At 27.6% G+C, this 507-nt stretch carries 1 pseudogene; it reads right to left on the bottom strand.

The window, feature by feature from the left end:
* A pseudogene (locus AC4PRO_RS18245) lies at positions 1–209 on the bottom strand (Fic family protein); the annotation flags it as partial.
* Positions 210–507 lie beyond the last annotated feature (298 nt).

The raw sequence follows: 507 nt of genomic DNA, 5'->3' as shown, positions 1-507 counted from the left end.
TCTTCTGGTTCGTGACGCGAAGTAAGCACTTGCCAATGATCAGTTTTATATTGACGTTTTTTAGTACTTATCAATGATAAACGATTTGGGAATGGCATAGCCAGAGTTAAAGCTTCTATTAAAGCACCATAACCTACCAGTATTCCTTCTTCAGGTGCTTTACGACCGTGAAAAACACTTATTTTTAGTGAAAATTGATTAGTATTCATGTGTATTGGTGAAAATTGATTATTCAAAAATAAGTGAAAAATACTTATATCTGGTGAAAAGAACTTGTTTTTTATCAATTTAGAGAAAAAACACTTATTGTTATGGATTTAATAATATGAAATGAGTAAGAACAAAATTTTAGCTACTGATTAGATAATAGCAATTCAGTCCTGAATGATAAATTATTTAAAAAACTGTAAAAAGCTTAGTTGTAAAATTGAATTATTCTTGATACAAATCAGATTTGGAAATAGTCTTGTTTAGTTTGAATGAAATAATTTTATCAAAACTGTTTTA

Source organism: Flavobacterium sp. DW-iso2 (genome assembly GCF_058725285.1).
This window is presented reverse-complemented; position numbering and strand designations above follow the sequence as displayed.